Raw genomic sequence first — 23,840 nt, 5'->3', positions numbered from 1 at the left:
ATAGCACTCACGCAGTGAATTCATATTAGCACCTGTGATTAGATTATTGGATGGTTTGGTGAGAGTGGCAATTATTACTGTCCGCCAAATTGCACTGATTATGATTCTCAAATAAACGTGCTATCAAACAGCATGACTACCATTTAATTTTAACGGCTATTTTGCACAATTTTATGACTTCACTGCATACACACGCCACAATAAATCAGGATGGTTGGTTAACGACGGCGATTCACCGCTTATCACCGAACTGTGACCAGCGCCCATTAGATACCGCAATTGATTTATTAGTCATTCACAATATCAGCTTGCCGCCGGGTGAATTTGGTGGTTATTGGATTGATGCGTTATTTTTGAATCAATTAGATGCCACCGCCCATCCATTTTTTATGACTATTGCCACATTGCGGGTATCGGCGCATGTCTTGATTCGGCGTGATGGTGAACTGATTCAATATGTGCCATTCAGTCAACGCGCTTGGCACGCGGGTGTTTCCAATTTTCAAGGACGCGAACGCTGTAATGATTATTCAGTTGGAATTGAATTAGAGGGGACGGACACCATTGCATTTACTGCGCCGCAATATCAAGCATTAGCGGATTGTACGCACTTGTTAAGTCAAGTTTATCCGGCAATCACAGTGGATCGTATTGTTGGCCACAGTGACATTGCGCCAGGGCGGAAGACTGATCCCGGTCCCTGTTTTGATTGGAAATATTACCGCGATTTATTAAAATAAGTAAATGATTTGCCGATTGTACATTACAAAGATTTAATGTACATTTGCGAATTGCGTTGGAAATTATATTGGGTTTTCTTGGCAATCGGTAATTCTGACAAGGGCGCCGGTATAAAGCCACGTTCTCGAAACCAATGCGCGGTTTGCGTGGTTAAAACAAATAACCGTGTTAATCCTTGTGAACGTGCCAGCGTTTCAATTTGCGCTAATAATCGGGCGCCCCGCCCCTGTGCGCGATAATCAGGATGCACGGCTAATGCAGCCAATTCTCCAATGCGTTCATCATAATACGGATAAAAAGCGGCGCAGGCGATAATAGTGTTTTCACATTGCGCGACGTGGAATTGATGAATAGCATGTTCTAATTGTTCATAAGAACGATGCACAACTATGCCTTGTTGTTCCAGCGGTGCTAATAACGCCAAAATACCCGCTACATCATCAGGTTGTGCCGGGCGTAATGCTTCAAAAGGTTCGCTAGATAAGAGCGTACCGGCGCCGTCGCGGGTGAAAAGTTCTTTTAATAACGCGCCATTTTGAGTGCGATCAATAAAATGAACCCGCCTAATGCCAGCACGACAAGCGGCCGCGCCGGCGCGTAATACTTGTGTCATTTCTTCAGTCAAGGCGGGCGTAGTGCTAATTAAATTTTCGACCTGGTCAAATAATAAAGTTGAAATACGCTGTCCGTCGGCGGTGCATAATCCTGGCGGATCAATTAAAAAGATCAGTTTGTCCGCGCCTAATCCGAGTGCAATAGAACGGGCGACGTCGGCGGCGGTTAAATTGAATATGTCACCAGTGGGTGCGTAGCCAAGTGGCGAAACTAATGCAATGGCGCCGGCGTCGAGGCGGGCATTTAATGCGTTGTGATCTATTCGCCGCACAACGCCCGTGTGTTGATAATCAACGCCATTGATAATGCCATAGGGGCGGGCAATAACGAAATTACCTGTTGCCACTGATAATCGAATACCCGCCATTGGGGTGTTCATTAACCCGAGTGATAATTGTGCTTCGATGTCAATTCGCACAGCGCCAATGGCGCTTTTAACACAGGGCAATGCCGCGGCATCGGTGACGCGCACTCCATTGACATAGTTCATTGCGATCTTGTGGACGGCAAGACAGTCGGCAATTTGCGGGCGGGCGCCGTGTACTAATACTAATTTAATGCCCAACCCGTGTAATAACGCGATGTCTTGTGCGAATTGCGTGAAGCTGCCGTCATTGAGTGTTTCACCGCCACAAGTAATCACAAAGGTTGCGCCCCGATGTTGATGAACATAGGGGGTAAATTGACGTAGCCAATGGACAACTGGATCAGTCACGGCGCGCATTATGTCAGTAAGTTATTAATGATGATGCGTGGGTTTTAGAGTGATATAAATCTGTGTGACCGAATGACACGGCGTACAGTTGTTTCGGATTGCATGATTGTTATCAATCTAAGTTGAGCGGTAATTCGAGCAGACAATCAAGGAGTCGTTCCTCCAGAGTCATTAATTGCGTTGGGGTGATTTTCAATAACCGCGCTTCGGGTGTGTTGTCTAATATCATTGCCGGTTGTGGTGGATAGCCAATCCCCAATTTTTGACACACTTGATCCATTAACCGCACCATGAGTAGCAATTGATTGTCTTCATCATAGTTGGGTGAATGATGATCGCGGACAATGGCGGCGTAGATCGCAGGTAATTCCCATTGGCATAGTAGGCGATACCCGATGTCGGCGTGTTTAATTGCCAAAACATCATCAATTATGCTGGTCTCTAAATCCGCTGGCACCAATCCTTGCGTGATGAATGTGTCTAATGTTTTGAGTAGAAACAAGCGGCCAATGTCGTGAAATAACCCGCATAAAAACGCCTCGTCAGGATTGACTTGGACATCAACATGTTGACTGAGCCATTGCGTTCCATTGGCGCTAATGTATGAATGTTGCCAGAGGCCGGGAAAGTAATTGGCAATGGTTTTATGCTTGGCTTTATGCGCCAGCATTTGCGCGGCTAACATGGCTAAAGTGCCGACGCGCCCCATGCCCAAACGTTGAACTGCGCCTAATAACGTTGTGACTTGTTTTAATCCACCGTAAAAGGCTGAATTGGCCGCTTTGAGTATCTGCCCGGCCAGTACTTGATCGCGCATAATTAAATCAGTGAATTGCTGCATGGTGATTTGTTTGGAATATTTCAAACGCTGCAATTCCAAAACCACTGAATTAAAAATGGGCAATTGTTTGTTATTTTTGTTGAACTCGGTTTCAATCAAATCAGACAGGTGCGCTACATTCACAACTTCTTTCTCACGAATAGCAGGCGATCACGTTGGATCATTAATAAGCGGTGCGGGATCGGCACTGGGACGCGGTTGATCGGGCGGGGCGGCGCTGGGTGTGACTGGCGTGGTTGGTGCGTCAGTCGGCTCAGGTGACGCGGGCGCCGCCGGGCGGGTGTCCAGCACCGACGGATGGCGCGGCAGTAAAACCAGCGGCGGATCAGACAGTTGCAACGATGGCGCGGTGGTGGCAGGCGGCGGCGGTGCTGGTTGATCGGGTGCGCCGTCAAGTTCCATCGTGCCATCATCCGTCGCAGTCGGTGGCCGCCGCCGATACCGTCCGTTCGGCCGCCGCCGCCGTGAACGCGCAGGTGACGTGTCCTCCTCGGCGGCGTCCAGCAGATCGGGGGTGTCATCGTCGGCATTAAACGCCGCTTCATCCTCCACTGCCCGCGCCGCCGGCCGCGCCACTTCCTCACGGTCACGGTCAACTGCGCCATCCGCCAACGCGACAGGTAACGCCGCCGCCGCATCATCCAGCGCGGGCGCTGTGACGGGTGCGGGTAACTCGGCTGCCACCTCGGGTTGCTCGTCACCACTCAACCGATCAACCGCTGTCGTCTCACCCTCACCGGGTAAACGCCGCGGCCGATTGCGGTTGCCGCGCCGTAAATTGCCACCCGGCCGCGGGGACCGCTCGCTACGGGGCCGCGCTGCTGGCACGGCGGGCGCATCATCACTGTCATCCCGCGCCGCCGCCGGGTCATTCCGCTGCTCGGCGGTGGCACGATTCGAGCGCACGGGTGGGGTGCGCGGGTAACGCGATGACGGCCCAGCAATCGGACGTTCCATTGGTGCGGCTGAATCACTCAACTCGTTGCCCGACGATGCCTGACCGGCGCCATTCCCGGTGGGCGGGGCAAAAAATGTTACCCACAGCCGTTTTAGCAAATTCTCCGTCCGCTGCTGACCGGTTTGATTGGCCGTGTTCAAGGTCGGGTGGGTGGGCGATTCTGCTTGATCGTCATCCGTCGCCCAGTGACCGGGATGATCGGGACGCTGCGGGGCGGTGGGGAGTGCCGCGAGCGGTTTGGGCGTGAACACCTCAGGGCGGCGCGGCGCGGGGGCGGCATTGGGCGTGGACGGATCGGCGGTGGTGAGCGGGTCAATGGTGGCGGCTAATTGATAACTGGCCACATCGCTACCCGATTTGGCGATCTCTTGGGTACGAATGCGTTCAATATGATAATCGGGTGTGTCAATCTGTTTATTTGGTAATAAGAGTATGTCCACCTGATAACGGCGTTCAATATCCACAATGGCGCGGCGTTTTTCATTTAATAAAAAGGTGGCAACGGTGACGGGTAAATGTGCCAAGATGCGCGCCGTGCTATCTTTCATTGCCTCTTCTTCGACAATGCGTAATACCGCCAGTGCTAATGATTCGACGCTGCGAATGGTGCCTTGACCACGACAGCGCGGGCAGACAATTTGGCTGCCTTCACCTAATGATGGGCGCAGCCGCTGGCGCGACATTTCTAATAAACCAAAGCGGGAAATGCGGGATAATTGCACTCGTGCGCGATCTTGTTTTAATGCGTCACGCAGGCGATTTTCTACTTCGCGTTGATTCTTGGCCGGCGTCATGTCAATAAAATCAATCACGAATAATCCGCCCAAATCCCGCAAGCGCAATTGCCGCGCAATTTCATCGGCCGCTTCTAAATTGGTGGTTAATGCCGTCTCTTCAATATCAGCGCCGCGAGTGGCACGAGCGGAATTGATGTCAATTGACGTCAAGGCTTCGGTGTGGTCAATCACCAATGAACCGCCGGAGGGCAGGCGCACTTCGCGTTGAAATACCGATTCAATTTGGCTTTCAATTTGATAGCGGGTAAAGAGCGGTACTTCATCTTCGTACAACCGCAGTTTTTTTAGATTTTGCGGCATCACCGAGCGCATAAACAGCCGCGCTTTTTCATACATCTCGGGATCATCTACCACGATTTCGCCAATATCGTTGCGCAAATGATCGCGGATGGAACGAATAATCACGTCGCTTTCTTGATAAATTAAAAACGGCGCCTTGCGCTCATCACCGGTGGATTTGATGGCATCCCACAATTGTTTGAGATAATCCAAATCCCATTGCAATTCTTCGATGTTTTTGCCAACGCCGGCGGTGCGGACAATTAACCCCATATCTTCGGGAATAGCTAATTGACTAAGTGCCTCGCGTAATTCGGTGCGGTCGGTGCCTTCAATACGGCGGGAGACGCCACCTGCGCGGGGGTTATTTGGCATTAAGACTAAATAGCGCCCAGCTAACGACACGAAAGTTGTTAATGCCGCGCCCTTCGTGCCGCGCTCTTCTTTATCAATTTGAACAATGACTTCTAATCCTTCGCGCACCAGGTCACGAATACTGATTTTATTCCCGGGTTTGACCTCAGCATCAAAATAACCGCGGGCGATTTCTTTTAAGGGTAAAAAGCCGTGCCGTTCACTGCCATAATCCACAAATGCGGCTTCTAAACTCGGTTCAACCCGCGTAATGATGCCTTTATAAATGTTGGCTTTTTTTTGTTCACGGCCGGGGGATTCAATGTCGAGGTTGTATAATTGTTGACCATCGACAATCGCAACACGCAATTCCTCGGGCTGGGTTGCGTTGATGAGCATTCTTTTCATTAGTGTGATCTCGTCACTCGGCGCGAGGGACAGGTGCGCAAGTGCCAACCGCCTGACACCACAGCGTCGGCGGTTGGGCGTGACGGCATCGTGGGTGAGTTGCAGCCTGTCGGTCACGCGCAATCATGGTGTGGGCACCACTCGCAGGATGTGCGCGACTGTGCCGTAATCCCGCGCCGTTCAATGCAGCGCGGCGTTGGTAATCGTTCCAGACTGGTTTGCAATCCATTATCCAAATCCAACACGGATTGGAAGCCACAAACACAGTGCCACCGTTGGGGAGCGGCCCACATGGCTAGGCGATGGTGGCGCAAAACTGGGGCAGAAAAATCGGGAATTGTCAGCCCGTAGGGTGGGGTGCTGGAAGGTATCGGTGTGTCCCCAATGGCATACATTGTGGACAGATCATATTATCAGTGTCTTATCCCTAACGCAATTGAACGCCCTGTAACCACCGTGACTGATGTTTCCCCCCCCCGCTCGTTCACCGCGCCCGTGACGGCTGCTAACTCCTCCCCCGCGCCAGCAGTTGCCATGATTCAAATCACCGCCGCTCACGCCGGCCAGCGCATTGATAATTATTTGTTAACCCATTTGAAAGGCGTGCCGCGCAGTTTGATTTATCGCATTTTGCGGCAAGGCGAGGTGCGGCTGAATAAACGCCGCGTCAAACCCAGTGATCGCCTGACCGCCGGCGATTGGTTGCGCATTCCACCGGTGCGCTGCGCCGCCGCCAATGATCCACCCACGCCCTCGGCTCGTTTGCAGGCGCTGCTGGACGCGGCGGTGCTGTACGAAGATGACCGCCTGCTGGTGCTGAATAAACCCGCCGGCTTGGCGGTACACGGCGGCAGCGGCATCAGTGCGGGTGTGATCGAAACGCTGCGGGTCATGCGTCCGCGCATCGAGTTGGAACTGGTGCATCGGTTGGATCGTGACACGTCCGGTTGTCTGCTGGTGAGCAAGCGCCGCAGTACGTTGCGCTGGTTGCACGAGCAGCTGCGCGACGGGCAGATGACCAAGCAGTATCAGGCGTTGTTACTCGGGCGGTTGCCGCAGGTGCAGACGCGGGTGACGGTGGCGTTGCGCAAAAATCAGTTGCGCAGTGGCGAGCGGGTGGTGACGGTTGACCCGCTGCACGGTAAGCCGGCGGAGACGCTGTTTGGTCAGCAGCAGGTGTGGGTTCAATCAACCAGTTCTGGGCAATCGCCGGGGCAGGTGACGCTGGCGCAGGTGACGCTGGCGACGGGGCGGACGCATCAAATCCGTGTTCATGCGGCGCATTTGGGCGCACCAGTGGCGGGGGATGAGAAGTACGGTGACGCGGCGGGTAATCAGCAGTTGCGGGCGCTGGGTTTGACGCGGCTGTTTTTGCACGCGGCGCTGGTGCGTTTTCAGCCGTCACCCGAGGCGGCGGCGGTGACGGTGACGGCGCCGTTGCCCGAGGCGCTGGCGGCGGTGCTGGCGCGGTTGGGGTGATAAGATACACGCAATTGGTTGATTAATTGGTTGTGTGACGCGGTTTGATTTGGAGTGTTTATTTATGGCAAAGATTATTAAATTCGACCTCCCGATTGACGGGATTAAAGCGAAGAATGTGGAAGAATTGCGCGAGCATTTTACGATTGAAATTCTTGCGCATTATCACAGTGGTTTATTGGCGAAATGGTTGGCGGTGCGCAAATTAGAAACGGAATTGACCGCGTTGCAAGCGTTGCAGGGTGCAAATGATTTTACGTTGTTGAAGGGCTTGTGTGCGGTGTTTGCAATTGAGATTACCGATGAAATTGCAATGGCGTTATTAAATGAAGCGCCGCAATTACACGGTTCGACGGTTAAAGCATTGCAAGCGCCGCCCGCCACAATGCACGTCACTGATCAAAGCGAAGTTGTGGATTTAACTGATTTCCTGCCGATTAAAGCGGATGAAGTCAAGTTGTTTGAACGCTGTTTAATTGGCATAGATCAGTGGACGTTGCCAATTGAGGGCACTTTGATTTTGCAAGCGTGTCAGGTGGTGGCGACGGTGAAGCGGCAGCATCGTTGGCTGGATTGTTATTCGGATTTGGGTAATGGCACGATTTTGGATAATAAGACTGGGTTGCAATGGATGCGCTGTGCATTGGGGCAGACGTGGGATGGGCAAACGTGTGTTGGTGAGGCTAAAGCATTTAATCAGAGTGATGCTCAAAAAGCCGCCGCTGATAGTCGCTATGCCGGGTATCACGATTGGCGTTTGCCAACAATTGATGAATTACAAACATTGATTGTTGCCGATAATAAACCCACTATTGATCATCGTGCTTTTCCGAATACGCCATCGTCGTGGTTTTGGTCCGGGTCTCCGAATGCCTACGACTCGAACGGCGCGTGGTACGTGTATTTCGACTATGGCTTCGCCGGCACCTACTATCGGAACGGCGGTAGCCACGTTCGCCTCGTCCGCGGCGGACAGTGATTATGATGATGTGAGCGTTTGAATGAAAAGCACTGATGTCATCAAACGGCTCGAATCCGAAGGTTGGCAACAAGTGGGTGGCAAAGGTGATCATCGGAAGTTCAAACACCAACACCACCCGCAGCATGTTGTTGTGCCGCATCCGCGCCAAGATATTTCAATAGGTACTTTGCGCAATATTTATCGTCAAGCCGGCTGGGATTGGAAGAGGTGAATATGTTTTTTCCAATTTATATTCATAAAGATGCAGACAGTGCTTACGGAATGACCTTTCCTGATTTCCCGGGGTGCTTCTCTGCCGCTGATCAATTCGCTGATATTCCGCGTATGGCACAAGAAGCGATTGAACTGTATTATGAAGGTGAGTCGGTTTCAATGCCGCCGCCATCCACACCTGAACAATGGATCGGAGATGAACGCTTTCAGGATGGTTATTGGATGTTGATAAACATCAACCTGTCACAAGTGGAATCAACCTCAATACAATTGGAAATCACATTACCAGAATCACTGGTACAAGAGATTGATCTGTATATTGCGGCGCATGGCAAAAGCCGTGCTGTTTTTTTAGCCCAAGCCGCCGAACGCGCAATGCGAGAGACGCGGCTAGGTTCTTAATTAACAACTGGCATTCCCGCGCTAACGGGAAACCAGAATAGGGCGCGGCTGCAATCATGCACCAAACCATTAACGTTAATTTGCCATGTAAAGACCAATTTTCGGCTGTTTTAATCACGCCTGTTTATCCTGAACAGATCGAGAGATCAATCACTGATCGTTCAGGTTAAATGGAAATTATTCCGTACTTTTTATTCAGAAGTCAATCCACATGTCAGACACACTCATCACGACGTTACGAGCGCACGTTGAATCCCACTATCCCATTTTATATTTACTCACCCACACCGACACGGACGCCGACGTATTGATCCGTGATCTCGCCGACGGCCGCAAGATATTAGAATGGAACATGGCGCGGGGCGTGGTGGATTTCGCCACCAAACGCCCGCTCTTGGCATGGTGCGATCTGGCAAGCGCGCTAGATAACCTGTTAGATCAAGACCTTAACCACCACATCGTCGTCATCCGCGACGCCCACCTCGGGCTGCGCGAGCAACCACTCGCCGTCGCCCGCCTCAAATTATTGGTCAATCGCATCCTCGCTGATGATGATAGCGCCGTCACCTTTTTTTTATTATCTTCACAAATCTTCATTCCACCAGAATTAGAAAAGTTCATCACTTTATTTGAATTACCGTTGCCCGATGAAAGCGCCATTCGCACGATTATCAGCGATTATGCTGACGCCTACGCGCAAGCCATGAATGAAGAAACGCTCGGCAAAATGGCATTAGCATTACAGGGATTAACGCGGTATGAAATTGGGCAGTTAATCAATCGCGGCTATCAACGCGACGGCAATATTGGATTAGAAGACCTCGATCTTGTCCTCGCGGAAAAGGCGCAGATTATTAAAAAAAGCGGCATATTAGAAATGCTTACCATTAAAGAACAGGGGAATGACATTGGTGGTTTAGCAAAACTCAAACAATGGTTACAGCAAAAAGCGCGCATTCTATCTGATTGGCCTGCCGCCCGCGCTTTTGGCGTTGAACCACCCAAAGGCGTCATGATTGTTGGAATGCCCGGCTGTGGCAAATCATTAACTGCCAAAGCCGCCGCCGCATTATTCAATTTACCATTACTCAAACTCGACATGGGATCATTAATGGGCAAGTACGTCGGTGAAAGTGAAGGCAATATGCGCCGCGCTATTCAAGTTGCCGAAGCCGTCAGCCCATGCGTTTTATGGGTAGATGAAGTGGAAAAAGCCTTTTTCGGGATTAGCAGTGGCCATGAAGGATCAGAGGTCGCCACCCGTTTATTTGGGTATTTCTTGACTTGGATGCAGGATAAAACCAAACAAGTGTTCGTCATTGCCACCGCGAATGACATTTCATCATTGCCGCCCGAATTATTGCGCAAAGGCCGCTTTGATGAAATCTTTTATGTTGATTTCCCCACTGAAGCCGAACGGATTGATATTTTCCGCTTACATTTACACCGCCGCAAGCAATTATCTGCCCAAATTCAATTAGAAGAATTGGCGAAAAAAACGTCGGGCTATTCGGGCGCTGACATTGAAGCAGTGGTTAAAGAAGCAATTGAACAAGCCTTTGTTGACAAGTGTGTCGCGCTTGATAATACACGCTTATTGCAGGTCATTAATCACACGCACCCACTGCGCGACGTGATGGCAAATAAAATTAAAAAGTTCGAGGAACGGTTCGCAGAAATGAAAATTAAACCGGCTTCTTGATTGCGTATTGACTAATTTGTCAACTCGCCACGATGCCTCACATGACAATTGCCGTTGCCGTTTTTTTATTCAGCCGCCCTATTATCCCAATGGAGTAATGCCATGAACCAGTTGCCCATTAAAGCGCCCACACTTGACATGACAGATGATGAACAGGTGCAACAGCATCAAGCCGATCAATTCGCAGTGCAGGTATTTGATGGCGAACACAACGCTATTCAAACTGGACGCTTAATCATCCGTTTTGTGGATTCCTATAGCCAACGGCACCATGAGCAATCATTAAATGATTGGCTCGTTGCTGAATTGCACCAATATCCAACGATTTGGCAAGATGATGCCGATTTAATAGCGACGGCGCATGAGATCATTATCAGTATCACCGTCGCCAATGAAGCAAAAACGGCATTGTATCGGCATGTAGATCAGGGTAAAAGTCGTGATAGTTGGATAGCCGAGCGGATTGAATCAGGTGCAAAACAGGCCGGCGTAGTGAAGGTTGGCGAATACGCGGCGGGAATTGATTGTGCATTAGCAGATGCGAATCATCAATTGAGCCAACGAGTGTTTAATCAAGATGGCGCGGTCAGCACCAATCCACATTTGCACGGTTTATTAGCGGAAAGTGATATTGCTAATCAATTCAATATCCGCGCCACCACCAGCGGTTCAACGATTCGCGCTGAAGTGTTGAATGAAACGGGTTGGAATTCCCACGACATCGTGTTGAAAGATGGTGCGGGTAACGTAATTGAAAACATTCAAATAAAATCCTATGCTGACACGAAACAACTCATTAAAAACCTGAAACATCACGATGGGTATCCCGATGGCACCACCATTGTGGTGCATGAAGATCAAGTCGCCCAAGTGCAACAGGAATTCCCTCATCGCAAAGTCACGAGTCAATTAGATGTTGATGATGTTTCGGTTGATATGCCCAGCCGTGCAGAATTAAAACAGTTGCAAGAAAATGCGCAATTGCGCGCTGAAATCCGCGAATATGACTGGAATGAAGTCAATCGTATTCAGGTTGCTAAACGCATTGGCACCCAAGCATTGGCGGGCGCGGCAATTGTTGCTGGAATGCAGGGAGCGCGTATTCTCGGGCGGCGGGTGTGGAATGCAATTATGGGTCAAGACAACCCGCCCTTGAATGAAGACATGCGGGAGTTTTTTACCAGTTCAATTAAAAGCAGTGCGCATGTTGGTGTGCAAGTTGCGGTGTCTGGTGCGGTTGTAGTGGCAGTTAAAAATGGTTTATTAGGCAAGCTATTACGCAGCACGCCTGCCGGCCGTATTGCGAATAGCGTTTATATTGGAATGGAAAATGCAAAACTGTTGTATCAATATGCGAAAGGTGAATTGAGTGGCGCTGAAACGCTCGATGCAATGGCAAATGTCAGTTGCAGTGCGCTTGCTGGGTTAATGGGCGCGGGCTTTGGTGCAATTAAAGGTGCGGCATTCGGCACGGTATTGGGTCCAATTGGCAGCGTATTAGGTGGTTTAATTGGCGGCGTGGTGGGCGGTATAGCGGGCAGCAGCATTGGTGAATTGGTTTATGCCGGCGGCAAATCAATCGTTAAGACCGCCGCTCATGTATTAACCGGTATTGCACAAGGAATTAAACACGTCGCCAGCGGTATAGCGCGGGTATTCAATCCAGCGCGCTGGTTTGCATAAAATAATGAAATAAAACCAATTGCCAAAAAAATTATTCAAGCGTGATGCAGTTGGAAAAACGGTCGCGCACCTCAACATTGATTGGTAAAGCAGTGCGCTGAATGAACTGTCTCCTATCCAATCAATTCAACTTTCATCATCATTCATCCCTGCGTGACTTACGATTCTCCAATCATTTCAACCAGTTAGGAATTAAACATGACTCAAGCATTTGATCTTATCGTCCTCGGCGGCGGCAGCGGCGGACTGGCAGTCGCCGAACGTGCCGTGCAATACGGGCAGCGCGTCGCCATCGTCGAACCCAGCAAATTGGGCGGCACTTGCGTCAATTTGGGCTGCGTGCCGAAAAAAATTATGTGGTTTGCCGCGAACTTAGCCGAAGACGTGCGCCACGCCCGCGCCAGCGGCGTTCAAGCCGACCTCGACGGCGTGGAGTGGGCGACGCTGGTGGCGGGGCGCGACCGCGTCATCGCCGGCATCAATGGCTATTGGGATCAATACGCAATTGATTTAGGCGTCACGCGCATTAATGGTTATGGGCAATTGAGTGCGCCGGGCGTGGTGCAAGTGAATAATGAACAATACCGCGCCGCGCACGTTGTCATTACCACCGGCAGCCGCCCAATTGTACCGCCGGTGCCGGGCGCTGAATTAGGCATCACCTCCGACGGCTTTTTTGCATTAAAACAGCAACCAATGAACGTGGCAATTGTCGGGGCGGGTTATATTGGAATTGAATTGGCGGGCGTATTACAGGCGCTCGGTTCAAAAGTGACGATGGTAGCATTAGAAAACCGCGTATTAGAAACCTTTGATCCGTTAATTAGCGACACCTTGACGCATAATTTAGAACATGCCGGCGTACAATTACATTTGCCGTTTGCCGTGAGTGCATTAGAACGCCGCTCGGATGGATTGGCAGTATTGAGTAAAGACGGGCAAGTGTTAACTGGATTTGATACGATTATCTGGGCAATTGGTCGCACCCCGAATACGCGGGAATTGAATTTAGCCAGCGTTGGTATTGAATTAGAACGCAATGGTGTTATTCCAACTGATTTATTCCAAAATACTACCGTTGCGGGATTATATGCGATTGGTGATGTCACCGGCCGCGCTCCATTAACGCCGGTCGCTATTGCCGCCGGGCGACGATTAGCGGATCGGTTATTTAATCAACAACCCGAGCGGCGGTTGGATTATGACAACATCCCAACCGTTGTATTTGCCCATCCACCAGTCGGTAGTGTTGGAATGACTGAAGCGGCCGCACGCGCAAAATGGCCGAATGAAGTGCGGATTTATCAAACCCAATTTGAACCATTGCGTTATGCGTTGCGTGGCAATGGCCCGCGCACGGCGATGAAATTAGTCTGCGTCGGCGCGAATGAAAAAATCGTCGGGATTCATTTGGTCGGGGATGGCGTGGATGAAATGTTACAGGGCTTTGCGGTTGCAGTGAAAATGGGCGCGACTAAAGCCGATTTTGATAATACGGTGGCAATTCATCCGGTCAGCGCGGAGGAATTAGTGACATTAAAAACGGCGGAATAAAACGGCGGGGCGGTGTCACTGTCATTTAATGATGAGTTGCTCGCTGTATCATTCACTGTTGGGTTGGTTTAACCAACCTAACCTACTCAAGCGGAGGAAATGATGATTCATTGGCAAATTGATAATGTGAAATGTGACGGTTGTGCAAATCGTATTCGTCATGCGCTATCCGCATTGCCGGGTGTGAATGATGTCACGGTGAATGTGGCGCAGCATGAAGTGTGTTTTGCAGCGAATGAAAACCAATTGGCGCAGATTGAGGCGGAATTATTGCGATTGGGTTATCCGCGCAGCGGGCAGGTGAATGGTTTTGCGGCAATTAAAGCGGATGTCGTGTCGGTTGTATCGTGCGCAATTGGGCGAATGCAATCTTAATTTAACTGGTGCGCAAAATGGTATTTGAGTGTTTGATTGTAAAACAACAGTCGTTCCCATGCGCGAGTATGGGAGCGATCAATTAACTCCATTGGAACTCATCTATTGGTGTCATGTCTGCCGTGAAATTGACCGCTTCATAAATCGCTTCCACTGCCGCCTGCCAATCAATGCTTGATAAATGTAACGTCGCGCCGGCGGTGAATGATTGGAATAACCAACCCGCCGTTTGGCGTTGAAATAGATCAATTAACTGCCGTTGCGAATCAATTAAAACGTATTCTTGCAAGCTCTCCAACTGCCGATAATGCGCAAACTTCACACCGCGATCATAGGCGTCGGTTGACGGCGATAAGACTTCAATAATGACAAGTGGCTGTTGTTTAATATAGGGCTGCTGTGCATCTGCGGCCGTGCAGGTCACAAATACATCAGGATAAAAAAAACAATTGGTTGCTTCGACGCGCAGTTTCATATCGGCAATATAAGCACGGCAGCCACTCCCGCGTAAATGTGTGCGTATTAAACTGAATACGTTACCAGCAATAGTGACATGCGCATCACTCGCGCCCGCCATTGAAAATACCTCGCCATCTAAGTATTCATGTTTAATTGCTGAAGCGTCCTCAGTACATAAATATTCTTCAACCGACATAAACGGAATGGCAGCAGTCGTAGTCATCAGCTTACTCCAATCAATTTGGTGGTTGTTATTTGAGTGAATAGCATTGTTTTAATGATCGTTCCCACGCTGGCGCGTGGGAATGCGCTCTTAACCTGAAAAATTAACCAGTTAACATCCGAAGTGCGTAACTCCTGAATGATATGGAAGCCGTATTAAAAGATTTTTTCGGCTGAATTGAGATGGCAGTCATGCTGCCAGGTTGATTTTTCAAATGCCACCAGAGCAAGACTAGACCTGACATTAATAAAAGTAGGCTATTGGGTTCAGGTACAGTTGATGACCGATTTTCGGGTATTGTCATACTCGCCAGGGGAAGACTGAATTCAATCACATCATTGGCACAGGTCATTGCCCAATGAACGCCAAGCGTCTCACCTAATAAGTCTGTACCCATTAAATCAACAGAAAAGCGCAGCGCATTTTTACTATTACCGTTAATGACTGTAGTCACGGGCGCCCATGTCGCGGTCACGGTATTAACGGGCGTGGCAGAGTTGGGTTTGACCGCTACTGCTTGATTATGCCGATAAATGCCGCTGCTCATAAAATCTTCGGCGGTTAAAATATAGGAATAATCGTTGCTTTGATAACCGTTATTTGTTGATGTTGGCAATTCCACAAGGGTTGCAGTGCCGCCCGTGCTACTCCAACGATTATCCAAAGTCAGCGCATGTGTCCATTGCGTTGTTCCAGATTGTTTTAAGCTATCTGTGCTGTATCTATTTGCCTCTGTCCCGGTAGGGTCCCAACCACCTATTGATAAAAACAAATCCCCGGCGCCAATGCCAGGGCGTTGGTTATTAATCGATTTTGTCAGGTTAGTGTAGCTACCTAAACCCGTTGTCATAAAATCAGTCACAATATCAATTTGCAATTGCGTATCAGTCAGGGTGACTAATGCACCGGTAATATCAAACCAATTTGTTTGATTACTAGCGGCAATGACATCGGTATAGCCGTTAGGTGCCGCCCCTTGATAATTATCAACATAAGACGTTGTTATTGGGAGCGCATATGCAGTAACTGCGCACAACCACAGGCTACCAATAAATAATGGTGTATAAAATGTGCGTCTGTTCATGTGATTTTCCACCATGTATGCAATTTTAACGTTTTCTCTGGGTGCAACTTTTATAATAGCAGACCCGGTGCTACACATCACAGAATTGTTAATGCCGTGTTGCTGTATCACATTAGTACTTATATTGCTATAGGAGTCATTCACTCCGGCGCCCAAACATTTCCCGCACTGCATCCGCAATTGTGCCTTTTGGTATTAAACGCATTTTATTATCGAACGCATAAAGACCAAACCATTCCTCTGGGTCGCCATCAAATTGTATTTGCGGATCATCGGGCGCATCATCTCCCCCTAGAGCAGGCAAATGAACCGATCACAGTTGAATTAAATTGGTCAAATAGTTGGGTGCGTGATTGCAACTTTAATAATTATGATAACATGCAGCTTGAAAACAATATACGGATTGAGCTGATTTATTACGGTCTGCTAAACAATGCTATTTGTGTAGCGGACTTGGATAGACTCAAACGTCATCTTTTATCGAATGAACATTGGGGTTATTGGGTGGAGTCTGATGCCGTTATAGCGCTTATCAATCATTTGCAAGCAACAGCAAGGTAGTTTGGGTTGCGTCCTTTAATAACCCAACAGTCAATTAGCCTCAGATTTGAGGGCGAAGTCTTGTTATGCCTCAAGACTTATCGTGTAATCGAGCAAGGGCAATGTGATAGATTTCATTTCGATCACGTTTTCCTACGGCAATGACCGTTACCATAATCGTCTGATCTTCGACTGAATAAACCAATCGGTATCCGAGTTGACGAAGTTTAATCTTGTATATGTTCTTGGCACCGGATAGTGCAGCAGATGGTACATGTGGATTATCGAGTCGTTCTTTAAGTTTCTTTTTGAACTGGTCTTTGACGGTATGGCCGAGCTTCTCCCATTCCTTGAGGGCAGATTGTTTGAATTCCAGTTTATAAGTCATCGAGCGTAACCCTGATTGCAGGTTCGCTCATTCGCGCCTTCACCAGTTCCAATAGTTCTACATCGTCAAGCAACTCCATCATTGCTTCATAGGCTGCGGCGGGTACACAATAAAAAGCAGGTTCATTTTGGTTCAGCACCGCAATAGGCATCCCATTGCCGCTTGATACGACTTTCATTGGATTTGCTTTGAATTCGGAAATGCTGGCTGCAACTTCTGTCAGTATTGGATGTGTCATCTTTTTATTACCATCTCATAAGCCAATAAAACCAAATTGTAGGTCTTTTATTAGGTCTCGTAAAGACCATAACAAGGCGCGGGTTTGGTTGCCGCTTGTGGCAACCCAACAATTAACAATCAACTAAAACTGGAGGGGGTTCTGAATAGAAAAAGTGTCAAGTCCCGCATAATTACCAACTGAATCTGGCGCTTGACCAGATTATTAGGTCGAGGTATCCATTTTCATGGTATACGAATGGGACGAAAATAAAGCGGCAATGAACTTATCGAAGCATAACGTTTCTTTTGAAGAAGCTAAAACAGTTTTCGATGACCCGTTGTATGTGGATTTCTATGATCCAGACCATTCCTGTGAGGAACACCGTTTTATCCTCCTGGGTCAATCGGCACAAGGGCGATTGTTGTTTATTTCTTATATGGAACGCAGCCACTCCATTCGTTTAATCAGCGCAAGAGAAGCAACGCCATCGGAGCGTAGAGCATATGAACAAAATTGAAGCAGAAGACGAATTACGGTCAGAGTACGACGTACAAAGTTTACAAGTCCGTAAGTTAGGCCCAAAACGCAAAATTTTTTGCGATACAGTTCGCTTAGAACCTGATGTGATTGCCGCGTTTCCAACTGCCGAAACCGTAAACGAAGCTCTGCGTTATCTTATTGAAATTGCTGAACATTCGGCAAGCCTCACTCAGCGTTCCAGCGGACTCCGCTAAATAGACTTGTTCTAACACTTATAAAACAAGGAGTTAGCAACGCTAAAATCTCCACATTTCTGTGGATGTGGCAAAAATAAAATCTTATAAATCAGCGTGATACTGCTCACGCCGTCAAAACAACTCTAATGAAAAAAAACAGCGGCGGTTAAATTGCCGCTTGTGGCAACCCGACAATTAGCAATCAACTAAAACCGGATGAGTTTCCGACGTGTGAGCCGTCATCTTTGGTGAATAAAGTACTTAACTTTACTTGTACAAATCAAATAGAAGTGATGCTGTTTTGACGATTTTTTAGGTTGATTTTTATCTCAACTTTGTGGTCGCATTCTTATTTACAATTACCGCCGCGCCAGCTCCCCACTCGCTCATCGCCCCCACTCGCTCGCCGCGCCCGCCCTGAATTGCCGAAAATTACCCCGCCCCCGCTAAAATCCAGCATAATTACCACTGACTGCCCTGCGTGACAGCCGCAGCGCCGCATTATTTTGGTCACGCCCCCGCACTTCAAAGGATTCCAACGCATGAGCCACTCTTCTCTGACCCCCGAATTGACAACCCTGCTCGACGCCCGCAGTGCCGACCCGTTCGCGCACCTCGGGCGTCACAATCACGGCAACGCGCTCGTGATTCGGGCGCTGCTGCCACATGCCGAGAGCGTGACCATCGTTGAGGGCAATCACGCCATGACGCGGGTGGGTGACACGGCGCTGTTTGAATGGCACGGCAAAGCGGCAGATGTCCCAGCGCGTTATCGCCTGATTTGGCGCGACGATGCCCATCACGAACACATCACGCACGATCCCTACTGTTTCCCGTCACAATTGCCGGATTTCGACCTGCATCTGTTTGGTGAAGGCAAACATTGGCACGCCTACCGCCTGCTCGGGGCGCGGGTGCATGAGACCGACGACGTGGCGGGCGTGTTATTCGCCGTCTGGGCACCGAATGCCGAGCGCGTCAGCGTGGTGGGCGATTTCAACCGCTGGGACGGGCGCTGTCACCCAATGCGGGTTCACGGTAATGGCGTGTGGGAAATCTTCATTCCTGACTTGGCCCCGGGCGGGCTGTACAAATACGAAGTCCGCTCGCGCCACGGCGCTATTTTATTAAAAACCGATCCCTACGGGCGGCAGTTTGAATTGCGCCCCAACACCGCCGCGATTGTCGAGCCACCGTCCAGTTTCACTTGGAGTGATGCCGACGTGACCTGGCGGCAAGCCCGCGCTGAACATGATTGGCTGCATACGCCCATGTCCATTTACGAAGTGCATCTTGGTTCATGGCGGCGCGGTTACGAAGGCGAGTTGCTCAATTACCGCGAGCTGGCGCGGCAACTGGTCAGCTACGCGCAGGAAATGGGCTTCACCCACTTGGAACTGATGCCGATCACCGAGCATCCGTTTGATTTGTCGTGGGGGTATCAGGCGACCGGCTACTACGCCCCGACCAGCCGCTTTGGCACGCCCGACGATTTCCGCTGGTTTGTGGACTACTGCCACGCGCACGACATCGGCGTCATCCTCGACTGGGTACCAGCGCATTTTCCGAAAGATGCCCACGCGCTGGCGCGGTTTGATGGCACGGCGTTGTACGAACACGAAGACCCGCGCTTGGGTGAGCATTTAGATTGGTCAACGCTGATTTTTAATTTCGGCCGCAACGAGGTGAAAAACTTCCTCATCTCCAGCGCGTTGTTTTGGTTAGAAGAATTCCACGTTGACGGGCTGCGCGTGGACGCGGTGGCGTCAATGCTGTACCTCGATTACTCGCGCACCGACTGGTTGCCGAATCGCTACGGCGGGCGGGAGAATCTCGAAGCGATTGATTTCATGCGCGAATTGAACGCGATCACGCACGATCAGGTACCGGGGACGCTCATCATGGCGGAAGAGTCCACCTCGTGGCCACAAGTCACGCGCCCGACGTATTTAGGCGGACTGGGCTTTGATCTGAAGTGGAACATGGGCTGGATGAACGACACGCTGCGTTACATGAGCGAAGACCCGATTCACCGCCAATATCACCAAGACATGCTCACCTTTAGCATGTTGTACGCCTTTACCGAGAATTTCCTGCTGCCGTTTTCCCACGACGAGGTCACGCACGGCAAGCACTCGCTGCTCTACCGGATGCCCGGTGACGAGTGGCAACGCTTTGCCAACCTGCGCCTGCTCTACACTTACATGTTCACGCATCCGGGCAAAAAACTGCTGTTTCAGGGCTGCGAGTTCGGGCAGGGTGACGAGTGGGACAGCACCAAAGTGCTGGATTGGTATGTACTGGAATACCCGCTGCATCGCGGCATCAAGCAACTGGTGCAGCAACTCAATCACCTGTATTGCAGCACAACCGCGCTGTACGATCAGGATTTTGACTGGCAAGGTTTCGAGTGGATTGACTGCCACGACGCGCAGAATTCCGTGTTGATCTACCAACGCCGCGCCCGTCCGTCCGCCGACGGCAGCACCACCCCACCCGTGATCGTCGCGCTCAATTTCACGCCCGTCCCGCGTCTGGACTACCGCATCGGCTTACCCAGCGGCGGCTACTACCGCGAACTGTTCAACTCTGACGCGGCGGCGTTCGGTGGCAGCGATGTCGGCAATGGCAGCGCCCCGCGTCACACCGAAGCAGTGGCGTGGATGGGACGCCCCGACTCACTCGTGGTCAATTTACCACCGCTGGCCGGCATCCTGTTACAACTTGACACCAGCGGCTGTAGCGAAAGCGCAACAACGGCTGGTCTGAATTCATCTAACGATACCGATTCAGGAAATTAAGCAATGGTCAGAAAAGTGTCTCCCCGTAAACCGCCGCGCCCAGCGGTCAAGTCATCGGTGACAACGGCGCTTGCTACCGAGGACGTGACTGACACCGCACCACCAGCGGCGGTGACATCGTCACCCGCCCCGGCGGCCGCGCCAGTTGAACAGGTCGTGGCAGTGGCTGAGGTCACGCCGCCGGCCGCGCAGGCGGTTGCGACGGAGGCGGTTGAAACAGCGGCCGTCGCAGCGGATGTGACTGCGGCCGCGCCGTCAAGCGATGCGCCACCCGCTGCTGGCGCGGTGACAGCGGCGAATTTGGAATTGACGCCGCCGGTTATTGATGATCACGCCGCGCCGCTGGTCATTGATGAGCCGCCCGCGCCGGCGGCTGATTCATTACCCGAAATCAATTCACCAAAATCCAAATCGCAGCAGAAATCTAAACCGACATTTGAATTAGCGGCTGAACCAGAACCCGAGCAGTTTTTCATTCCGCCCGAGCCAGTTTCATTAGAAACACCACCCGAACCAGCCGCGCAACCCCCGCTGCATTTCCACGCCCAGCGCCCGAGTTTATTTATTGTGCATATCACGCCGGAAATGGCGCCGGTGGCCAAAGTCGGTGGATTAGCGGACGTGGTATTCGGCTTGAGTCGGGAATTGGCCATTCGCGGCAATCACGTCGAAGTGATTCTGCCCAAATATGACACGCTGCGTTATGACCACATTTTTGAAATGCACCGCGTCTATGATGATTTATGGGTGCCGTGGTACGAAGGCGCAGTTCATTGCACCGTCTTTTTCGGTTTTGTCCACGGCCGCAAATGCTTTTTTATTGAACCGCACTCCCAAGATAATTTCTTCAATCGCGGCAGTGTGTATGGGTTTAATGATGATGTTTTACGCTACGCCTTCTTCTCGCGGGCGGCAATTGAATTCCTGTGGAAAGCCGGCAAACATCCCGACATCATTCACTGTCATGATTGGCAAACCGCGCTGGTGCCGGTGTTTTTATACGAGTTTTATCAACGCCTCGGCATGATGCACCCGCGAATCTGTTTAACCATTCATAATTTCAAACATCAGGGCGTCACCGGTGCCGAATTATTACGCGCCAGCGGTTTGCATCAACCCGAACGGTTTTTTGATTACAACCGGATGCGCGATAATCACCATCCCAACGCGCTGAATTTATTAAAGGCCGGCATTGTTTATTCCAATTTCATTACCACTGTTTCGCCGCGTCATGCATTTGAAGCCAAAGAACAGGGGCAGGGTTTTGGATTAGAACCGACACTGCACACCCATCAAACCAAATACGGTGGCGTGGTCAACGGTATTGATTATGATGTGTGGAATCCCGAAGTAGATTTACAAATCCCAGCGCGCTATGGCGTCAGCAATATTGATGCTAAATACGATAATAAACGGGCATTGCGGCAGCGGTTCATGCTGGCCGATAATGAAAAACCCATCGTCGCGTTCATTGGCCGACTGGATCCGCAAAAGGGTTTAGAACTCGTCCGCCATGCCATTTTTTATTCACTCGAACACGGCGCCCAATTCGTATTATTAGGCGCCAGCCCCGATCACGCCATTAACAATGACTTCTGGGGCTTAAAACGGATGCTCAATGACAGCCCTGATTGTCATGTCGAAATTGGCTTTGATGATGATTTAGCGCATTTAATTTATGCCGGCTCAGATATGATGCTGGTACCCAGTCGCTTTGAACCCTGCGGATTGACGCAGTTAATTGCCTTGCGCTACGGCACCATTCCCGTCGTGCGCAGCATTGGTGGATTAGCCGACACGGTTTATGATAAAGATCATTCCGACCGGCCATTACACGAGCGCAATGGCTATCGCTTTGATAATTATGATGCCCTGGGCTTGGAATCCGCCCTCGGTCGCGCTATTGCGTGTTATTACGAATACCCGGATCATTTCCGCCATTTAATTGAAAACGCCATGCGTGCTGACTTCTCCTGGAATCGTCCTGGTGAAGATTACTTGAACATTTATGACTTCATTCGTGACCGATGAAAATCTATAATTTATTCCCGTTATTAGCGGGCGACTTCTCACGTTGGCCACCGCATTTAGACCGCGCTGCGGCAATGGGATTTGATTGGGTATTTGTCAATCCGATTCAACAACTGGGGCGGTCTGGTAGCCTCTATTCCATTGCCGATTATTTGGCGATCAATCCCACATTTGTAACGCCGAATAGCGATTTAACGCCCGACGATCAAGTCCGCGCCGTCGCCGCGCAAGCGCAGTCATTAGGATTGGGTTTAATCACAGATTTAGTCATTAATCACTGTGCGATTGATAGCCCGTTAGTCACCAAACATCCCGAATGGTTCGTATTAAAACATGGGCAGCCAACTCACCCGTTTTGTGTTGAGCAAGATGGCAGTAAAGTGATTTGGGAAGATTTAGCCCAATTCGACCATCGTAAATCGCCAGCGCGTCCCAAGTTATTAGACTATTGCGCCGCTGTCATTGAACATCTAATTAGTCTAGGCTTTCGTGGATTTCGCTGTGATGCCGCCTATCAAATTCCCGCCGAATTTTGGCGTGAGTTAATTGCCCTGAGTCGTGCTAATCATCCTGATTTAATTTTTATTGCCGAAACGCTGGGCTGCTCTCCCAAACAAATGCGCACCACCGCGGCTGCGGGATTTGATGCCATTTATAATAGCGCCAAGTGGTGGGATTTCGATGGCGAATGGTTATTAGATCAATACGCCCTGACGCGCACCCTCGCCGGTTCGATTGCCTTCCCCGAAAGCCATGACACTGACCGCTTATTAAATGAAACGTACGGCAATGTCAATGCACTGCGGCAGCGGTATCTATTCACCGCATTATTCTCTAGTCATGTGATGATGACTATGGGCTTTGAATACGGGGCGCGGCGGCGGCTGCATGTCGTTAATACCCGCCCTGAGGATTGGGAAGCACCGAATTGTGATTTAACTGATTTTATTACCCACATCAACGGTATTAAAGATCGCTATCCCGTATTATCCAGCGAAGCACCGATTGAGCGATTAGAGCATCCGCATAACCCGGCAATTTTAATTCTGCGCAAGTGTTTGCCGAAAAGCAAAGCTGAGGCCTTGTTAATTATTAACAAGGATCCGTGGAATGAACAGCACTTTTATACCGAAGATTTATATCGACTCATCCGCGCCACCTCATTGTTAATTGATGTATCGCCCGACTGGCCAATGGATTATTTACCCACGCCATTTAATTTCACACTCGGTCCGGGCATGGCGCGGGTTTTAGTCAACGATGCGTCATTAGCAAAGTAA

General features: G+C 50.2%; 22 protein-coding genes. 15 read left to right on the top strand and 7 right to left on the bottom strand.

Translation table 11 applies throughout. The features are described 5' to 3' along the window. Positions 1 to 173: 173 nt before the first annotated feature. On the top strand, positions 174 to 740 hold the full coding sequence (gene ampD / locus HUK38_RS08395) for a 1,6-anhydro-N-acetylmuramyl-L-alanine amidase AmpD (RefSeq protein WP_182583876.1): 567 nt from the start codon (positions 174 to 176) through the stop codon (positions 738 to 740). A 23-nt stretch (positions 741 to 763) separates the two neighbouring features. On the opposite strand, the gene argA is transcribed toward ampD, so the two are convergent. The 3 genes from argA to HUK38_RS08380 form a co-directional block, all read right to left on the bottom strand. Further along, the gene (gene argA, locus HUK38_RS08390) at positions 764 to 2,080 is read right to left on the bottom strand and encodes an amino-acid N-acetyltransferase (RefSeq protein WP_182583875.1); all 1,317 of its coding nucleotides are present in this window, start codon (positions 2,078 to 2,080) and stop codon (positions 764 to 766) included. A 103-nt stretch (positions 2,081 to 2,183) separates the two neighbouring features. Next, positions 2,184 to 3,035, bottom strand: a complete 852-nt coding sequence (locus tag HUK38_RS08385; protein ID WP_182583874.1) for an HDOD domain-containing protein — start codon at positions 3,033 to 3,035, stop codon at positions 2,184 to 2,186. A 27-nt stretch (positions 3,036 to 3,062) separates the two neighbouring features. Next, on the bottom strand, positions 3,063 to 5,708 hold the full coding sequence (locus tag HUK38_RS08380; RefSeq protein WP_182583873.1) for a ribonuclease E/G: 2,646 nt from the start codon (positions 5,706 to 5,708) through the stop codon (positions 3,063 to 3,065). 456 nt (positions 5,709 to 6,164) lie between these two features. Here HUK38_RS08380 and HUK38_RS08370 point away from each other — a divergent pair, with 456 nt between their 5' ends. The 8 genes from HUK38_RS08370 (at position 6,165) to HUK38_RS08335 (ending at position 14,098) form a co-directional block, all read left to right on the top strand. Continuing rightward, positions 6,165 to 7,187 (top strand): RluA family pseudouridine synthase, encoded by a 1,023-nt coding sequence (locus tag HUK38_RS08370; RefSeq protein WP_338065386.1) that lies wholly within the window; start codon positions 6,165 to 6,167, stop codon positions 7,185 to 7,187. A gap of 64 nt (positions 7,188 to 7,251) precedes the next feature. Then, positions 7,252 to 8,166 carry an Lcl C-terminal domain-containing protein gene (locus tag HUK38_RS08365; RefSeq protein ID WP_238787538.1) on the top strand — a complete coding sequence of 305 codons (915 nt, stop codon included), beginning with the start codon at positions 7,252 to 7,254 and terminating at the stop codon, positions 8,164 to 8,166. 22 nt (positions 8,167 to 8,188) lie between these two features. Continuing rightward, positions 8,189 to 8,380, top strand: coding sequence for a type II toxin-antitoxin system HicA family toxin (locus HUK38_RS08360; protein ID WP_182583871.1), 192 nt, complete (start codon positions 8,189 to 8,191; stop codon positions 8,378 to 8,380). 2 nt (positions 8,381 to 8,382) lie between these two features. Beyond that, positions 8,383 to 8,784 (top strand): type II toxin-antitoxin system HicB family antitoxin, encoded by a 402-nt coding sequence (locus HUK38_RS08355; RefSeq protein ID WP_182583870.1) that lies wholly within the window; start codon positions 8,383 to 8,385, stop codon positions 8,782 to 8,784. Positions 8,785 to 8,995: 211 nt separating this feature from the next. Then, on the top strand, positions 8,996 to 10,486 hold the full coding sequence (locus HUK38_RS08350; protein ID WP_182583869.1) for an AAA family ATPase: 1,491 nt from the start codon (positions 8,996 to 8,998) through the stop codon (positions 10,484 to 10,486). Positions 10,487 to 10,588: 102 nt separating this feature from the next. Next, on the top strand, positions 10,589 to 12,169 hold the full coding sequence (locus HUK38_RS08345; protein WP_182583868.1) for a hypothetical protein: 1,581 nt from the start codon (positions 10,589 to 10,591) through the stop codon (positions 12,167 to 12,169). Positions 12,170 to 12,367: 198 nt separating this feature from the next. Then, complete coding sequence (gene gorA / locus HUK38_RS08340; RefSeq protein ID WP_182583867.1) at positions 12,368 to 13,723, top strand: glutathione-disulfide reductase; 1,356 nt, start codon at positions 12,368 to 12,370, stop codon at positions 13,721 to 13,723. Between the two features lie 99 nt (positions 13,724 to 13,822). Beyond that, the gene (locus tag HUK38_RS08335; RefSeq protein ID WP_238787537.1) at positions 13,823 to 14,098 is read left to right on the top strand and encodes a heavy-metal-associated domain-containing protein; all 276 of its coding nucleotides are present in this window, start codon (positions 13,823 to 13,825) and stop codon (positions 14,096 to 14,098) included. Between the two features lie 82 nt (positions 14,099 to 14,180). Here the strand turns inward: HUK38_RS08335 and HUK38_RS08330 are convergent, their stop codons facing one another. Further along, positions 14,181 to 14,780: a Uma2 family endonuclease gene (locus HUK38_RS08330; RefSeq protein WP_182583865.1), complete on the bottom strand. Its 600-nt coding sequence runs from the start codon at positions 14,778 to 14,780 to the stop codon at positions 14,181 to 14,183. Positions 14,781 to 14,883: 103 nt separating this feature from the next. Then, positions 14,884 to 15,864: a PEP-CTERM sorting domain-containing protein gene (locus tag HUK38_RS08325; protein WP_182583864.1), complete on the bottom strand. Its 981-nt coding sequence runs from the start codon at positions 15,862 to 15,864 to the stop codon at positions 14,884 to 14,886. Between the two features lie 96 nt (positions 15,865 to 15,960). On the opposite strand from HUK38_RS08325, the gene HUK38_RS08320 reads away from it, so the two are divergent. Beyond that, complete coding sequence (locus HUK38_RS08320; RefSeq protein WP_182583863.1) at positions 15,961 to 16,425, top strand: hypothetical protein; 465 nt, start codon at positions 15,961 to 15,963, stop codon at positions 16,423 to 16,425. 70 nt (positions 16,426 to 16,495) lie between these two features. Here HUK38_RS08320 and HUK38_RS08315 read toward each other — a convergent pair whose 3' ends face one another. Both HUK38_RS08315 and HUK38_RS08310 read right to left on the bottom strand, forming a co-directional pair. Beyond that, a complete protein-coding gene (locus HUK38_RS08315) occupies positions 16,496 to 16,792 on the bottom strand; it encodes a type II toxin-antitoxin system RelE family toxin (RefSeq protein ID WP_182583862.1) in 297 nt (98 codons plus the stop codon). Beyond that, entirely contained in the window at positions 16,782 to 17,030 is a 249-nt protein-coding gene (locus HUK38_RS08310) for a type II toxin-antitoxin system Phd/YefM family antitoxin (protein WP_182583861.1), read from the bottom strand. The genes HUK38_RS08315 and HUK38_RS08310 overlap by 11 nt, the downstream gene beginning before the upstream one ends. 226 nt (positions 17,031 to 17,256) lie before the next feature. Between HUK38_RS08310 and HUK38_RS08305 the strand changes: the two genes are divergently transcribed. The 5 genes from HUK38_RS08305 to HUK38_RS08285 all read left to right on the top strand — a co-directional run bounded on the left by HUK38_RS08305 (position 17,257) and on the right by HUK38_RS08285 (position 23,840). Beyond that, on the top strand, positions 17,257 to 17,529 hold the full coding sequence (locus HUK38_RS08305; protein WP_182583860.1) for a BrnT family toxin: 273 nt from the start codon (positions 17,257 to 17,259) through the stop codon (positions 17,527 to 17,529). Next, a complete protein-coding gene (locus HUK38_RS08300) occupies positions 17,516 to 17,746 on the top strand; it encodes a hypothetical protein (protein ID WP_182583859.1) in 231 nt (76 codons plus the stop codon). Before HUK38_RS08305 ends, HUK38_RS08300 begins: the two co-directional genes overlap by 14 nt. A 524-nt stretch (positions 17,747 to 18,270) precedes the next feature. Then, positions 18,271 to 20,529 carry a 1,4-alpha-glucan branching protein GlgB gene (gene glgB, locus HUK38_RS08295; protein WP_182583858.1) on the top strand — a complete coding sequence of 753 codons (2,259 nt, stop codon included), beginning with the start codon at positions 18,271 to 18,273 and terminating at the stop codon, positions 20,527 to 20,529. 15 nt (positions 20,530 to 20,544) lie between these two features. Further along, positions 20,545 to 22,560: a glycogen synthase gene (locus tag HUK38_RS08290; protein ID WP_338065385.1), complete on the top strand. Its 2,016-nt coding sequence runs from the start codon at positions 20,545 to 20,547 to the stop codon at positions 22,558 to 22,560. Beyond that, positions 22,557 to 23,840, top strand: coding sequence for an alpha-amylase family glycosyl hydrolase (locus HUK38_RS08285; RefSeq protein ID WP_182583857.1), 1,284 nt, complete (start codon positions 22,557 to 22,559; stop codon positions 23,838 to 23,840). The genes HUK38_RS08290 and HUK38_RS08285 overlap by 4 nt, the downstream gene beginning before the upstream one ends.

The sequence above is a fragment of the Thiospirillum jenense genome (assembly GCF_014145225.1).
In the GTDB taxonomy this organism is placed as follows: Bacteria; Pseudomonadota; Gammaproteobacteria; order Chromatiales; family Chromatiaceae; genus Thiospirillum; species Thiospirillum jenense.
The sequence above is the reverse complement of the archived record's forward strand: the minus strand, read 5'-3'. Positions and strand labels throughout refer to the sequence as shown.

What these genes read in the sequence shown, in the direction of transcription:
- ampD (WP_182583876.1), top strand. Translation starts at nt 174, where the DNA reads ATGACTTCACTGCATACACACGCCACAATAAATCAGGATGGTTGGTTA.
- argA (WP_182583875.1), bottom strand. Translation starts at nt 2,080, where the DNA reads ATGCGCGCCGTGACTGATCCAGTTGTCCATTGGCTACGTCAATTTACC.
- HUK38_RS08380 (WP_182583873.1), bottom strand. Translation starts at nt 5,708, where the DNA reads ATGAAAAGAATGCTCATCAACGCAACCCAGCCCGAGGAATTGCGTGTT.
- HUK38_RS08365 (WP_238787538.1), top strand. Translation starts at nt 7,252, where the DNA reads ATGGCAAAGATTATTAAATTCGACCTCCCGATTGACGGGATTAAAGCG.
- HUK38_RS08360 (WP_182583871.1), top strand. Translation starts at nt 8,189, where the DNA reads ATGAAAAGCACTGATGTCATCAAACGGCTCGAATCCGAAGGTTGGCAA.
- HUK38_RS08355 (WP_182583870.1), top strand. Translation starts at nt 8,383, where the DNA reads ATGTTTTTTCCAATTTATATTCATAAAGATGCAGACAGTGCTTACGGA.
- HUK38_RS08350 (WP_182583869.1), top strand. Translation starts at nt 8,996, where the DNA reads ATGTCAGACACACTCATCACGACGTTACGAGCGCACGTTGAATCCCAC.
- HUK38_RS08345 (WP_182583868.1), top strand. Translation starts at nt 10,589, where the DNA reads ATGAACCAGTTGCCCATTAAAGCGCCCACACTTGACATGACAGATGAT.
- gorA (WP_182583867.1), top strand. Translation starts at nt 12,368, where the DNA reads ATGACTCAAGCATTTGATCTTATCGTCCTCGGCGGCGGCAGCGGCGGA.
- HUK38_RS08335 (WP_238787537.1), top strand. Translation starts at nt 13,823, where the DNA reads ATGATGATTCATTGGCAAATTGATAATGTGAAATGTGACGGTTGTGCA.
- HUK38_RS08330 (WP_182583865.1), bottom strand. Translation starts at nt 14,780, where the DNA reads ATGACTACGACTGCTGCCATTCCGTTTATGTCGGTTGAAGAATATTTA.
- HUK38_RS08325 (WP_182583864.1), bottom strand. Translation starts at nt 15,864, where the DNA reads ATGAACAGACGCACATTTTATACACCATTATTTATTGGTAGCCTGTGG.
- HUK38_RS08315 (WP_182583862.1), bottom strand. Translation starts at nt 16,792, where the DNA reads ATGACTTATAAACTGGAATTCAAACAATCTGCCCTCAAGGAATGGGAG.
- HUK38_RS08310 (WP_182583861.1), bottom strand. Translation starts at nt 17,030, where the DNA reads ATGACACATCCAATACTGACAGAAGTTGCAGCCAGCATTTCCGAATTC.
- HUK38_RS08305 (WP_182583860.1), top strand. Translation starts at nt 17,257, where the DNA reads ATGGTATACGAATGGGACGAAAATAAAGCGGCAATGAACTTATCGAAG.
- HUK38_RS08300 (WP_182583859.1), top strand. Translation starts at nt 17,516, where the DNA reads ATGAACAAAATTGAAGCAGAAGACGAATTACGGTCAGAGTACGACGTA.
- glgB (WP_182583858.1), top strand. Translation starts at nt 18,271, where the DNA reads ATGAGCCACTCTTCTCTGACCCCCGAATTGACAACCCTGCTCGACGCC.
- HUK38_RS08285 (WP_182583857.1), top strand. Translation starts at nt 22,557, where the DNA reads ATGAAAATCTATAATTTATTCCCGTTATTAGCGGGCGACTTCTCACGT.